This is a genomic window from Vibrio sp. SCSIO 43140, from assembly GCF_023716585.1.
GTDB classification, from domain to species: domain Bacteria; phylum Pseudomonadota; class Gammaproteobacteria; order Enterobacterales; family Vibrionaceae; genus Vibrio; species Vibrio maritimus_B.
In genome coordinates this window covers 1,603,993-1,616,268 of sequence record NZ_CP071851.1, presented here as the reverse complement: position 1 = coordinate 1,616,268, position 12,276 = coordinate 1,603,993, and the positions used below count along the sequence as shown (strand labels likewise).

Here is a 12,276-nt window from a genome sequence, read left to right as displayed (position 1 = left end):
GAGAAGCAAAATGGCATGGTCCGATTCAGAGACAATTCAACTAACCTGCACCAAGAAATGGTTTGAGACACCAGACTCGGTGTCATTCGAGCTATCGAGTGACTCTGAGCAAGATTCGTTCGACTTCAAGGCAGGACAGTTTTCTTCACTTGGTTTTGATATCGATGGAAACAAGACGTTTCGCGCCTATTCGATCAGCTCAGTACCAGGTGAACAACGTCTTAAGTTTACTGTTAAGCGTGTCCCTAACGGTTTGGTCTCTAACCACATTGTTGACAACCTAGCGGTGGGAAATAAGGTAGATGCGCAAGCACCGGTTGGGCAGTTTAATAATGTCGATTGTGTTCCGAAACAGAAAGTGCTGATGCTGAGTGCTGGCTGCGGTGTGACACCTATTATGTCGATGGTTGATCAGTGGCTTGAGCAAGATGCAAATATTGATATTGAGTTCTTTCACCTCGCTAAGAGTAAGCAAGACGCCATCTATTTTGACAGGCTTGTTGAGCTAAACCGAACGGTGGATCATTTTAATCTCAACATGCTGCTTGAAGACAATGCTGGGACGACCTTTCCACAAGGCATGATAAGCCTCGACTGGATTAATAAGTTGGTGGCGGATTTTCGAGATCGTACCGTCTATTTGTGTGGCCCTACAGGCTTCATGGAAGCGGTCAAATCAGCCCTCGAAGAAGCACAATTTGATATGTCCCAGTTCCATCAAGAAAGTTTTACTCCTACCCAGTTGAATGCTGAGGTTGGAGAAAGCGTGGTAAAAGTCGCAGTGCCAGATTTTGGTATGGAACTGGAAGCTGATGAAGGTAGCTTGCTGATCGATGCGCTCGAGAAAGGTGGAGTGCCTGTCATCGCTGCGTGCCGAAGTGGCATCTGTGGTTCGTGTAAGTGCAAAGTGAAGGTTGGTCAGGTTGAGTCTACAAGCTTTGAAACCTTGTCAGATGAAGATAGAGCGAATGGCTATGTTTTGGCATGTTCGAGTACTATCAAGTCCGATGTAGAGGTAAGCCTTAACTAATAGCTGGCTAAGATTGACTAAAAAGGCGCGAGTTAAGCGCCTTTTTAGTCCCTGCGTTTAAACTAGAAGCACAGGGTTATCGAAAGTTAAACAGCTCAGAGTGGAACATTGAAGAGTCAAGTTTTAGTGTTTTGAGCTGTGTTAGCAGGGCATTTTTAAACCCTACAGGACCACAAAACCAGATGCTACGCTCCGCCAAGTCAGGGTGTTTTTGGTGTATCTGCTCGATAGACAAAAACGGTTTAAGTCGATTATCGATGACATGAAACTCGACGTTTGCTTTGGCAGCAGCGATCTCCATCTCCTCAATCAAGGCTTTTGATGGCGCTTGGGTACAGTAGTAGAACACGACGTTGTCATTAGACTTCGATGTCGCGAGCTCCTCTAGACGTGCTTTAAACGCTGCGCAGCCAATGCCTCCTGCAATCCATATCTGTTTTCTGTTGTCGTTAAAATCAAATCGGCCATAAGGTCCTTCCACTTCAACTTGTTGACCTACGGACACTCGGTTCTGAATATCGGAGGTAAAGTCTCCTAATGCTTTGACCAAAAAGCCCACTTGCTGATTTCCCTTATCGAACGACGCAATGGTGAAAGGATGAGGCTCTTCATCACCAAGTTTTATAAACGCAAATTGACCGGATTGATGCCCTTTCCAAGATGGAAGTTGTGCCACCACCTCAGTCGTCGAGTTCTCTTCGTTGAAGTGGACGTCGACAATCGAGCCTACGTGCTTGCGGCTGTTTCCAATCTTTCCTAGTAAGCTCCACAACGCGGCGATAACGCCCGCTAAAACGATAACAACAGTAATTGGTGTTATCGCACTATCCCAATACGCGTGTTTCAACAATACAAGTGAGTGGTAGCCAATGACGACGAACGCAATGGCCATCAACTTGTGCGTCCATTTAAACACCTTGTATTTTACTGGAGTAACCAGCGCTAATAACGTAAGAGCAATAAACAGATACAGCATCCATTCTCCCATGGCTTCAGCGCTGCCGCGAAGTGGTTGAATCACAGCATAAAGTGAGTCTGGGTCGATCGAGGCCGGTGAACCGCGTTGCGGACGCTCCATATAGCCAGCGCTAACGAGCTGTTTCGGCACAATAGCTAAAAGCCAGTGCACTGCGCCTATGATGACACCATATATCGCTGTCCACTTGTGTAGACGATATGATTTATCTAACCCTCGAGTAAGATTTTCAAGGACGGGTAGTCGCAGTGCCAGCAACATGGTAAGGGTCAGAAGCAATACTGAAACGATTCCAGTGATTTGTAGTAATGCGCTTCGCCACTGCATAAAGCTCTCATTGTCTAGCAATGAGGGCTCAGCTTGAAACCAGATAAAGGTGACCACCAACACAAGGGCGAGCACCATAGAATAGAGTTTTTTCATAATAACGCTCCTGTTGAGCTTTAACTCTACGCCATGCTATGTAAGGCAACGTCATGCTAGGTAAATGAATGTAAATGCTTGAGCTGGGTTGGCTTTAGCGAGGTTTAATCACTATTCATCTCATCTCTAGGTTAGGATTAAAAAATATCAGCTAAAGTGCATATTAAAATGAAAAAACTGCTGTCTATTCAAAGCCTAATAATTGTGTTCTGTTTGTCATTAACTCTGATTCCGGTGTTCTACAAAGTTGATAAACCAGGCATGAGGTTACCAGAGTGTTCGATGGGAGAGCTTGTCGAAACGCCGATTTTTTTCTTTGTGTCGAAAACCGTGATTGAGAACTATGGTCTAGAAGAGGTCACGAGTGAGATTGAGCGCTCCGTGAGAAAAAGTAATGTCATCATGAAAAACTCTTGCATACCGATGAAGCGGAGCGTAACCGAGGTTTCAGTGGTGGATTTCAGCGGTAGAGCTCTGTTTGATATCGACAAGATTAGGGAAGAATTAGCTGAACTGATTGGAGAAGAAAAACATCGATACATTGAATCTTCCCCGAATCATTTTTATGGCGTCATCCTAGCGGTCGACGATGGTTATTTTGAGGAATACACCATTGGCACGACCAACCCTGATGTAAATAGCCAGTTCTTTTTGTTGTCTGAACACGCTGACGAGTACACGCTAGAGCATGAATTAGGGCATCTATCTTGGGCTTGGCACGATGACCGTTCTTGGTTCAAGGTGCTGGATGAAACCTTAGAAAAACATACCTCAGACATGAACAAAGAACGGTTGAAACCCTACGCTCGAGGGTATCAGTGTGGCGGTGCGGGAACCATAATGAGTTATGAGTCCGAGCTGCTCTCAATTTACTCCAGCCCTGAGATTACCAACAATGGCAGAGCTTGTGGTGACCCTTTACACGCAGATAACGCCCGCCAACTTAGAGAGTTTGCAGAAGCGCTGCGAGTTAAACTGCAAGCTATTCAGGTATCAACGGAAAGCTCATCCTAGTCAGTACAACAAGCGTTATGACGATGCAATAGAGGGCAATCAAAGACAGTGCTGCGTTTGTAGGGTGAAGTTTGACGTACCAAAGCCTGATGTAAAACAGAGCGACCGAAGCGCCCAGTAAAAAGACGAGCTCAACAAGATTGCCCAAGCTTTGTGCGCCAATTCCTGACGTCGCAAGCAGTGACCATGTAGCGAATACGCTAAGCGGTAGAAATGCGTCCCCTAAGCTCAACTGACCTCTCTGGTAGGCGCGAACCCCGCCAGGAAAAGCGATTAAGTAATATAGGCTTAGAAAGAAAGTGAAGAAAACGACCAACGCGGCTCCCCCAAAAAGTGGACTCGTCAATTATTGCACGGGCGTGCAGTTCTATCCGTGGAGAACTGTCGTAGGTTTGTATGGAATTTGAACTGTGGGGTTGGGAAATGTACAGAAGAAGTGATGAATGTCTGTAAACGTCACTCATCACTCTATTTTGTCTACGCGATTACACGAGTGGAGCAAGTGCTTCCAATGCTGACGCGCGATTCTCTGCTGCTGGCTCATCACCCATGTTGAGTGCTTCAGCGTATACGAACTCGACATCCGTCATACCAAGGAAGCCAAGAATCGTTGCAAGGTAATCATGCATACTGTCGCGAGGCGTGTCTTTGTGAATACCGCCACGAGTGGTGACTACAACAACCTTTTTGTCTTTAATCAGACCAACAGGACCTGTCTCCGTGTACTTGAATGTCACGCCAGCACGAGCAATGAGATCGAAATAGTTTTTTAGCTGCGTAGGGATCATAAAGTTGTACATCGGTGCTGCGATGACCACTTTTTCAGCGTTCTGAAGTTCTGCGATTAGCTCGTCAGACAGTTTAACAATTGCTTTAAGCTCATCGCTTAGGTCGTCGCCAGTGCTTCGCAATGCGGTTGCTACTGCCATATCCAAAACAGGAACAGGCTCTGCTGCGAGATCGCGAATAGTAACGTTGGATTTACCTTCAATCGCTTGCTCAATAATCTGGTTAGATTGTGAGTAGTCGCCAAGAATGCTCGATTTCAAAACAAGTGTATTAGACATGGGGTTATCCTCTTTAATGAAAGCATTGCTCGCTTTCCTATCAATGTGCCCAGTTTAGATGTGAGATAGAGAACTGATAAGCCGCTTTGTTTGAGTATCTAGTTCGAAAAAATCGAACAAGAAAATAACCACATAAAAAGTGGCATTATTAATGCAGCAACTTATAAAGAATCTTTGAACTTACCATATCTATCAGGAGTATCTTATGGCGAAATGGTTTCCAATTCTTACGGTGATGTCTTTGTTGGTGGTGCTAATTGTTGGTGTTGCAGTGTATTTTTCTGGCATGCAAGTGATTGTAAATACAGCACTTGAATGGAAGAATAGCTGGTTTGTCATTGCTGTTCAGTCGGCATGGTTCTTCTCTTGTCTCTTTGCTGCTATCTATGGTTTAGAGCTTCTTTTTGCCAAGGCGAAGTTGCACTTTACTAGTGCTGCATGACCCAATATTGAGCATGGTCTTAATAGGGCTACTCACTTTTCAGGCAGGGAGCCATTACGCTCCCTTTTCATTGTTCGACTGAGCTAAACGCATTTTGATGTAATCGAGAAACAGCTTGGTCCGAGTGTGTTCGTAATCTAGTTTTGGATAGTAGGCATAGACAGTCGAGTCCATTGCTTGAATTTCGGGCAGAACGCGTATCAATGCGCCGGACTTAACGTCTTCTTTGATCATTACATCGTTACTAATCAGCACACCCATACCATTTTTAGCTGCATAGAAGAGGGCTTCTGGATTAGTCGTCGCGAAGTTTCCTGAGAGCATGATTCGTTGGTTTTTCGATATTTTGTATTCGCGCTGTGGACGTTCTCCCCAAATAAGAATGTTGTGCTGTTTAAGCTCTTCGACGGTTTGTGGTGCGCCAAACTCTTCTATGTAAGAGGGGGCGGCGTAAAAGCCAATTCTTTGCTCAAAAAGAGCCGTTTGCCTCATACTCAGTGAGTTGAGCGTCTCTAACTCACGACTTATAAATACGTCGAGATTACTGGTTGGCAGTTCACCAGGCGCTGTGGTTATCAATTGGATCCGTATGTCCGGGTATTGAGCTAAAAAGTCATTCAGGTATTGAACTAAGAATTTAGAGCCGACCGCTATGGTTGCGCCAATCTTAAGCAGACCTGCGGGTGTTTCGTTGACTGAGCGAGTTTCGTCAATAATTGACTGAAAGCGATCCAAAGAGTCTTTAGCGCGCTGATAAAATAGGGCTCCCGCTTCGGTTTGCGTTACGGATCTGGTGGTTCGTTTGAGAAGCTGGACGCCGATGCGGTCTTCAATCCAATGTATGCGTTTGCTGATTGCTGAGCTGGTGGTATTGAGTCGGCGAGCCGCACCATTGAAACTGCCTTCTTCTACGACACGAATGTAGGTGTTGATACACGATATCCAATCCATGAAGACCTCTTATTGTTTCCTGTTAGGACGTATTCTGTTTCCTTTATAGTGTATTATCAATGATTCATACGCAATATAGAATGAGTGTATGAATAAAAAACACAATAAATCCTTCAACAAAACCCCTATGTTGCTCGCAATGATGATCATTGCAACGGGCCAAGTCGGCGTGAGTATTTACTTGCCTTCGCTGCCTCTTATTAGTGAGTCCTTATCCATCGGCCATGCTGATGTGCAGATGCTCGTGACACTATTTTTAGTTGGTTTTGGCTTATCACAACTCTTTTATGGCCCGCTCTCTGACGCGATCGGCCGACGCCCTGTTTTCATCTTAGGGCAAGGTGTGTATCTGCTCGGGACTGTCCTGTGTATTGCACTTAACGAACATTTTACCGCACTGGAGATCGGACGCTTGTTGCAAGGCTTGGGAGCGGGTAGCGCATCAGTACTAGGGCGAAGTGTGCTCAGAGACAGTTATGATGGCAAGCAACTTACTAAGGCATTGTCCTACATCTCGGTTACTGCTTCAGTCATGCCAATTATCGCGCCTGTTTTCGGTGGATGGATTGCGTTTCACCTTAGTTGGGAGGCGGTGTTTGTTTTTGTATTGATCTATCTTGTTGCTATTTTTGTTTTAGGTTGGTTTATTTTACCTGAGACTCTGCCTTATCAGCCGAGACCGTTTCAACCGAATCTAGTTATGAGCAATTACGCCAAGCTAATGGTCAACCCTCAAGTTATAGGCAGCGCGAGTTATAACTGGATAAGTTACCTTGGGGCAGTAGTGACGTTAAGTCTGTTTCCATTTCTTATGCAGCATGAGTTGGGGTTGACGGCTGCTGAATATGGCTCTGTCATGATCATCCCTTCGGCTGGATTGATGATGGGTAGTGTGTCGCTCAATATCCTTAATCGGTTCTTCTCGACCAGCTGGATCTTGTTTCTTGCAATCATCATTATGAGCTTATCTGGTCTTTGGCTGATGATGACCGAGATGACTGTCTTTAACTTATTGTTCGCATTTACTTGGCTCACGGTGGCTCAAGGACTTTCATTTCCTATTTCTATATCGCTGCTGCTTGGGCCACATAAAGAGCAAGCCGGTGCTGTTTCTGCATTATCGGGCTCAATACAAATGGTTATTGCGGGTGTTTTTGGCGGATATTTGGTTGAACAGTGGGTAACCACACAAGATTCATTGGGGCGTTTTTATTTGATGTCTGCTCTAATCATGGTCGTCGTATTGCTGATGAGTCAAATACGACGCTTTGGGCAAGGCGTTAGTTCTGCTAGTGATGTTGAGACGCCTTCACGCGTTAGAGAGTAAGCGGTCCTAAGTTATTCATTTGATTGACAACCCAGTGTGTTCTCTTGTTCACATAATCAGACATGGGAGTAGGCTGCATTCTGTATGGATTCGGTAGCACGACTGCAAGTTGAGCCGCTTGAATGGCAGTGAGTTCTTTTGATTGAACTCCGAAGAATTGTTGGCTCGCGGCTTCGACGCCATAAATGCCCGGTCCAAACTCGATGACGTTGAGATAAACTTCCATGATTCGCTCCTTACCCCAGAACAGCTCAAGCAGCATCGCGATATACAGTTCGTAAGCTTTGCGTACATAGGTTTGACTCGGAAACAAAAACACATTTTTTGCTGTCTGTTGGGTGATGGTGCTTGCGCCTCGTGATGGTCCCGATGAGCCACTTTGTGCGATAACACTAAACAGCGCTTGAAAATCGACACCTGAATGAGATGGAAATTTTTGATCCTCTGAAGCGACCACAGCTTTGGGCATGTTTGGGCTGATATTAGAGAACGATACCCATTGATGATAAGTCTGTTCAGGGTACCCGTTTGGGGGAGATAGGGTGCGCGCTATTTTCCACCCCCAAATCGGTGGATTAACAAACTTAAAAAACAGCACTAAGAGCAATGGAACGCCGAGTAGGATACAAACCAAGTTGAGCAATAGCTTCTTTAGCATAGTTTTCATTGCCTTACGGGAGTTAAGTGCGACTCTTTAGTGTAGGGTGAAACACGGGCTGACGCAAAAATACCGGGCTTGTCCGTTGAACTATTAAAATCCTTCATCGTCTAATGTTGTGCATATCCAATAAGTTAGTATCTTAACTAACGTTGCCTATCAAAAACAAGGAAAGCACATGTTCGTCAAAGCCTCACCTTTACTGCTTGCAGTATGTATTGCCGTTACTCCTAGCGTATTTGCTGAGGAGGCTCAACAAGATGTTAATAAAGCACAAAACGCCGCTTCTTCAGAATCTAGCAGTAAGTATGAAGCCACTCTCAATAAGTTTAAGCAAGCAGAAGCCACGCAGCCGTTTTTTGAAAATGCGTATGGTTATGCTGTGTTTCCAACTGTCGGTAAAGGCGGGTTTGGTATCGGTGGATCTTATGGCGAAGGTCAGGTTTATCGTCAAGGTACACACGTCGGTGATTCAACATTAGCGCAGCTTAGTATCGGTTTGCAGTTGGGCGCTCAGGCCTATAGCGAAATCATCTTCTTCGAAAGCAAAGCGGATTACTACGCCTTTACCAGCGGTAGCTTTGAGTTTGGTGCGCAAGCATCAGCGGTGGCTCTGACACTTGGAGCGAGCGCACAAGCCGGCTCAACAGGTGCTGGAGCACAAGCGGGCGATAAGCAGAGCAGAGCAACTTACATCAATGGTATGGCTGTGTTTACTATGACTAAAGGTGGTCTGATGTACGAAGCATCGATCGGTGGTCAGGGATTCTCATTTGCCCCAAACAATAACTACGACGCGGAATAGTTGAATAGAAATGAATGACGCCTCTAAAAGAGGCGTCATGGCTAGTTAGCGGTTAGACTCTCTGCGCCTCGCAACATGGCTTCGATCAGTTCACCGGCATTAAACTTCACCAGCGCTTCGTGCGCACCTACCTGATGGGCTCTTTCGGTACACATTTCACTAGAAAGTGAGGTGTGTAAAATACGATAAGCGTGACCAAGTGCAGGGTCATTTTGTACTTCAAAGGCGAGTTCATAGCCATCCAGCCCCGGCATCTCAATATCACTCACGAGAATATCTATCGCGTCATTTCGCGAGGCTTTTGCACGCATAAATTCAAGTGCACTGTTGCCATCTTTGCATAGATCGAATGGAATGCTGATTTGGTTTAGCGCATCACCCAGCTGTTTTCTTGCGATGGATGAGTCGTCTACAAGCAGAATATTAAGCGCCTTTATTCTCTCGCGCTGCACGTCGGTAAGCATCGGGATCTTGGTATCGGCATATTGCGGATAGATCTTAGAAAGCAGAAGCTCCACATCAAGAAGCTGAACAATCTGATCATTAAAGCGAGTCACACCCGTGACAAACACATTTTTACCACTACTCTCCGGTGCAGGTTCAATAGATTTCCAATCACACTCGATGATTTTATCGATATCTCGGACCATAAACGCCACCACCGTGCGAAGGCAGTCGGTCACGACCAGATAAGTACTGTTGTATTCTTCAGGGGCGATAGGTCGGAACCCGATAGCAGCAGCCATATCGATGACGGGTACAGTAAGCCCACGTATGCTGACCGTCCCCACAACATGCTGGTGCGAATACGGGATTTGCGTGGTCGGCAGAAAAGGCACAATTTCACGCACCTTGAGCGTACCAATGGCAAAACGCTGCTTTTGCATGTTAAGGGTAAACAACAACATGCCCTGAGATTGATTAGCCTTACTGATGCTTGCTTTCATTTGAATTCTTACTCTAATCACCAATAGGTTGATTTTATAAACTTTATCGCTAAAAGTTAATGCGGCAGATCGTTAGAAAAGTTTAACTGCGTGAAAAGTAAACGTGATTTACATCTCAGTTTAGATTACACTCTGCGCTACTTATCATCCCATACTCGCGATAACACAGAGGCATACCATGGCAAGAACTGCGGCAGCACTTCACATTTTGGTAAAACACAAAGAACAAGCTGAAGATATCATTAAACAGCTTAAGAAAGGCGCTAAGTTTCAAACGCTTGCAAAAAAATACTCTACGTGTCCGTCTGGCAAGAAGGGTGGTGACCTGGGTGAGTTCCGCAAAGGTCAAATGGTGCCACAGTTTGATAAGGTGTGCTTTTCGGGTGAAACGCTTGTCCCTCACTTGGTAAAGACTAAGTTTGGCTGGCACGTTGTGAAGGTACTGTACCGAACTTAGTACTCATTGTTCCATACTAGAATACCAAAGAGCCCGCGTTAGATACGCGGGCTCTTTTCGTGAAGGTTACTTAATCTGCTTGCCACTCACCCAAACTGCTGAAATAGCGGGTTCTGTTGTGTGAACGATGATCTTCTCCAGGGCATCTTGTGCTGAATCCAAGTCATCATAGATGCGCACTTGGCTTCCGGCAGTGTTCGAGTCGATCACCAAAGCGTCAAAGTGGTAACCTGGCTTAAAAATACCGACCGGAAGATCCAGGGTTAATCCTCCACCGTGAGTCGCCAGCCAAAATGCTTCGACAAATGAAACTCGGCTATGTGCTTCCCCTCGCTGATCCATAATATGAGTGTTCGTCCCTGCCTCTCTCACTCTAGAGTGGCTGACGGCATCGAGCGCTGCGTGGAAAATGGATGGAAGTGGTCCGCCCGAGAGGTCCGAGCCGAGTCCCACATGCAAATCTTGGTCTAACGCTTCTCTCAATGGAAAAGCGGCATCAGCAAAATACATATTAGAAAGTGGGCAGTGGGCAATGCCTGCTCCTACTTCTTTGATCGTATTTTTATCGCTCTGGGTCAGAAAAATAGAGTGCGCCAGGACGGTTTTTCGAGTCAGGAGACCTGTTTCCTTGTATAGCTCTACATCTGTTTTCTGAAAAGCTTGCTGAGTAAAATCACGAGCCCAATCGCTTTCAGATGCGTGGGTTTGAACGTGGCATTGGTACTTTTGAACCAACTTACCTAAGCCTTTAAGTAGTTGCTTTGTAGAAGTAGGTACAAAACGAGGCGTCACTACTGGGTGGATTAAGTCTTGTTGATTGTCGATTTCTCTGATGTTCTGAATGAACGCTTCAGCGGCAGAAATAGCGACTTCAGTCGAGGACTCTACGTAGTACTCTGGACACATGGACTTTTCATCCATCGAGATCTTACCAACCAGAGCACGTTGACCTTTTTCTTTACACACCTTAGCAAGGTACTCGGACGGCGCACTATCGATGGTAGCAAAGTACATCGCCGTGGTGGTGCCATGAGCGATAAGCGTATCGACAAGTTCTGGATAAATCCTGGCCGTAAAGTCTGGATCTTTATAACGGTTTTCGAGCGGGAAAGTGTACTGGTTTAGCCAATCATTAAGCGGAAGGTCTAATCCTTTTCCTGCTTGAGGCCACTGCGGGGCGTGAGTATGCAGGTCAACAAGACCTGGTAGCAAATACTGATTCTTAGCTAACCGCGTTAAGCTATTGTTTTGCTCATGGCTTGCGATCACCTCATCGTACTTATGATCAGTCCTTGAAAGCACTTGGGTGATGGTACCGTTAGCATCGATTTCAATACAGGCTTGCTCTATGTATTCAAAGCTACCTCGTTGTGGAGTATGGTAAAGGTTGGCGATGATGGCTCGGTTTGACATATCCTGATTCCTAAAAAAGCCCAGACAAATGCTGGGCTAATTGTTGACTACAGTGTTAGCGCAGTCTTAAGTGCGACATTGATCATTTCGTGCAGCTCTGTGCGACGTTCGTCTGCGGTAAGGTGTTCGCCTTTGGTGATGTGATCGGTCACCGTACACATCGCAATGGCTTTGCAGCCATTTTCGGCGGCACATGAGTAAAGCGCGTTTACTTCCATCTCTACACCCAGCACACCGTATTTCGCCATGAGCTCGTACATGTCGAAGTCCGGACGATAGAAGAGATCTGATGAGAACACCTGACCAACACGATAGCTCATGTCCGTTTCGCTCAATACAGACACACAGTTTTGCAGCATATTGAAGTCAGCCAATGCCGCGTAATCGTGATCGCGGAAACGAATACGGTTGATTTTGGAGTCGGTGGATGCGCCCATTGCGACGATAACGTCTTTCAGTTTTACGTCATCGTGAATCGCGCCGCAGCTACCGATACGAATGAAGTTCTTAACTCCGAACTCTGTCATTAGCTCATGAAAGTAGATCGTTGCTGAAGGACCGCCCATACCGTGCGCCATCACCGAGATCTCTTTACCTTGGTAGGTTCCAGTGTAGCCGTATACATTACGAACGTCGGTAACGAGTCTTGGGTTTTCAAGATAAGTCTCAGCGATAAGTTTTGCGCGAAGTGGGTCACCCGGCATTAGAATCGTTTCTGCAAAGTCGCCTTTGTTCGCATTAATATGTGGAGTTGGCATTTTATAGT

General features: G+C 45.8%; 14 protein-coding genes. 6 read left to right on the top strand and 8 right to left on the bottom strand.

Going from position 1 to position 12,276, the window contains the following annotated elements:
• Window positions 1-10 precede the first annotated feature (10 nt).
• Window positions 11-1,030, top strand: coding sequence for an FAD-binding oxidoreductase (locus J4N45_RS25675; protein ID WP_252015452.1), 1,020 nt, complete (start codon window positions 11-13; stop codon window positions 1,028-1,030).
• A 76-nt stretch (window positions 1,031-1,106) separates the two neighbouring features.
• Here the strand turns inward: J4N45_RS25675 and J4N45_RS25670 are convergent, their stop codons facing one another.
• On the bottom strand, window positions 1,107-2,429 hold the full coding sequence (locus tag J4N45_RS25670) for a ferredoxin reductase family protein (RefSeq protein WP_252015450.1): 1,323 nt from the start codon (window positions 2,427-2,429) through the stop codon (window positions 1,107-1,109).
• A gap of 168 nt (window positions 2,430-2,597) precedes the next feature.
• Here J4N45_RS25670 and J4N45_RS25665 point away from each other — a divergent pair, with 168 nt between their 5' ends.
• Window positions 2,598-3,443 (top strand): hypothetical protein, encoded by an 846-nt coding sequence (locus J4N45_RS25665; RefSeq protein WP_252015448.1) that lies wholly within the window; start codon window positions 2,598-2,600, stop codon window positions 3,441-3,443.
• Here the strand turns inward: J4N45_RS25665 and J4N45_RS25660 are convergent.
• Window positions 3,412-3,675: a hypothetical protein gene (locus J4N45_RS25660; RefSeq protein ID WP_252015446.1), complete on the bottom strand. Its 264-nt coding sequence runs from the start codon at window positions 3,673-3,675 to the stop codon at window positions 3,412-3,414. The genes J4N45_RS25665 and J4N45_RS25660 overlap by 32 nt on opposite strands.
• Window positions 3,676-3,928: 253 nt before the next feature.
• Window positions 3,929-4,510: an FMN-dependent NADH-azoreductase gene (locus J4N45_RS25655; protein ID WP_042469888.1), complete on the bottom strand. Its 582-nt coding sequence runs from the start codon at window positions 4,508-4,510 to the stop codon at window positions 3,929-3,931.
• Between the two features lie 205 nt (window positions 4,511-4,715).
• Here J4N45_RS25655 and J4N45_RS25650 point away from each other — a divergent pair, with 205 nt between their 5' ends.
• On the top strand, window positions 4,716-4,952 hold the full coding sequence (locus J4N45_RS25650; protein WP_252015444.1) for a hypothetical protein: 237 nt from the start codon (window positions 4,716-4,718) through the stop codon (window positions 4,950-4,952).
• A gap of 54 nt (window positions 4,953-5,006) precedes the next feature.
• On the opposite strand, the gene J4N45_RS25645 is transcribed toward J4N45_RS25650, so the two are convergent.
• Entirely contained in the window at window positions 5,007-5,903 is an 897-nt protein-coding gene (locus tag J4N45_RS25645; protein ID WP_252015442.1) for a LysR family transcriptional regulator, read from the bottom strand.
• A gap of 88 nt (window positions 5,904-5,991) precedes the next feature.
• Here J4N45_RS25645 and J4N45_RS25640 point away from each other — a divergent pair, with 88 nt between their 5' ends.
• Entirely contained in the window at window positions 5,992-7,230 is a 1,239-nt protein-coding gene (locus tag J4N45_RS25640) for a multidrug effflux MFS transporter (RefSeq protein WP_252015440.1), read from the top strand.
• Here J4N45_RS25640 and mtgA read toward each other — a convergent pair.
• On the bottom strand, window positions 7,220-7,897 hold the full coding sequence (mtgA, locus tag J4N45_RS25635; RefSeq protein ID WP_252015438.1) for a monofunctional biosynthetic peptidoglycan transglycosylase: 678 nt from the start codon (window positions 7,895-7,897) through the stop codon (window positions 7,220-7,222). The two genes, J4N45_RS25640 and mtgA, sit on opposite strands and share 11 nt — an antisense overlap.
• A 169-nt stretch (window positions 7,898-8,066) precedes the next feature.
• On the opposite strand from mtgA, the gene J4N45_RS25630 reads away from it, so the two are divergent.
• A complete protein-coding gene (locus J4N45_RS25630; protein ID WP_252015436.1) occupies window positions 8,067-8,693 on the top strand; it encodes a lipid-binding SYLF domain-containing protein in 627 nt (208 codons plus the stop codon).
• Between the two features lie 41 nt (window positions 8,694-8,734).
• Here the strand turns inward: J4N45_RS25630 and J4N45_RS25625 are convergent, their stop codons facing one another.
• On the bottom strand, window positions 8,735-9,640 hold the full coding sequence (locus tag J4N45_RS25625) for a chemotaxis protein (RefSeq protein ID WP_252015434.1): 906 nt from the start codon (window positions 9,638-9,640) through the stop codon (window positions 8,735-8,737).
• Between the two features lie 178 nt (window positions 9,641-9,818).
• On the opposite strand from J4N45_RS25625, the gene ppiC reads away from it, so the two are divergent.
• Window positions 9,819-10,097: a peptidylprolyl isomerase PpiC gene (gene ppiC / locus J4N45_RS25620; RefSeq protein ID WP_004737764.1), complete on the top strand. Its 279-nt coding sequence runs from the start codon at window positions 9,819-9,821 to the stop codon at window positions 10,095-10,097.
• Between the two features lie 66 nt (window positions 10,098-10,163).
• On the opposite strand, the gene guaD is transcribed toward ppiC, so the two are convergent.
• Both guaD and deoD read right to left on the bottom strand, forming a co-directional pair.
• A complete protein-coding gene (guaD, locus tag J4N45_RS25615; protein WP_252015432.1) occupies window positions 10,164-11,510 on the bottom strand; it encodes a guanine deaminase in 1,347 nt (448 codons plus the stop codon).
• Between the two features lie 47 nt (window positions 11,511-11,557).
• Window positions 11,558-12,268, bottom strand: coding sequence for a purine-nucleoside phosphorylase (gene deoD, locus J4N45_RS25610; protein WP_128649426.1), 711 nt, complete (start codon window positions 12,266-12,268; stop codon window positions 11,558-11,560).
• Window positions 12,269-12,276 lie beyond the last annotated feature (8 nt).

What these genes read in the sequence shown, in the direction of transcription:
- J4N45_RS25675 (WP_252015452.1), top strand. Translation starts at nt 11, where the DNA reads ATGGCATGGTCCGATTCAGAGACAATTCAACTAACCTGCACCAAGAAA.
- J4N45_RS25670 (WP_252015450.1), bottom strand. Translation starts at nt 2,429, where the DNA reads ATGAAAAAACTCTATTCTATGGTGCTCGCCCTTGTGTTGGTGGTCACC.
- J4N45_RS25665 (WP_252015448.1), top strand. Translation starts at nt 2,598, where the DNA reads ATGAAAAAACTGCTGTCTATTCAAAGCCTAATAATTGTGTTCTGTTTG.
- J4N45_RS25655 (WP_042469888.1), bottom strand. Translation starts at nt 4,510, where the DNA reads ATGTCTAATACACTTGTTTTGAAATCGAGCATTCTTGGCGACTACTCA.
- J4N45_RS25650 (WP_252015444.1), top strand. Translation starts at nt 4,716, where the DNA reads ATGGCGAAATGGTTTCCAATTCTTACGGTGATGTCTTTGTTGGTGGTG.
- J4N45_RS25645 (WP_252015442.1), bottom strand. Translation starts at nt 5,903, where the DNA reads ATGGATTGGATATCGTGTATCAACACCTACATTCGTGTCGTAGAAGAA.
- J4N45_RS25640 (WP_252015440.1), top strand. Translation starts at nt 5,992, where the DNA reads ATGAATAAAAAACACAATAAATCCTTCAACAAAACCCCTATGTTGCTC.
- mtgA (WP_252015438.1), bottom strand. Translation starts at nt 7,897, where the DNA reads ATGAAAACTATGCTAAAGAAGCTATTGCTCAACTTGGTTTGTATCCTA.
- J4N45_RS25630 (WP_252015436.1), top strand. Translation starts at nt 8,067, where the DNA reads ATGTTCGTCAAAGCCTCACCTTTACTGCTTGCAGTATGTATTGCCGTT.
- J4N45_RS25625 (WP_252015434.1), bottom strand. Translation starts at nt 9,640, where the DNA reads ATGAAAGCAAGCATCAGTAAGGCTAATCAATCTCAGGGCATGTTGTTG.
- ppiC (WP_004737764.1), top strand. Translation starts at nt 9,819, where the DNA reads ATGGCAAGAACTGCGGCAGCACTTCACATTTTGGTAAAACACAAAGAA.
- guaD (WP_252015432.1), bottom strand. Translation starts at nt 11,510, where the DNA reads ATGTCAAACCGAGCCATCATCGCCAACCTTTACCATACTCCACAACGA.
- deoD (WP_128649426.1), bottom strand. Translation starts at nt 12,268, where the DNA reads ATGCCAACTCCACATATTAATGCGAACAAAGGCGACTTTGCAGAAACG.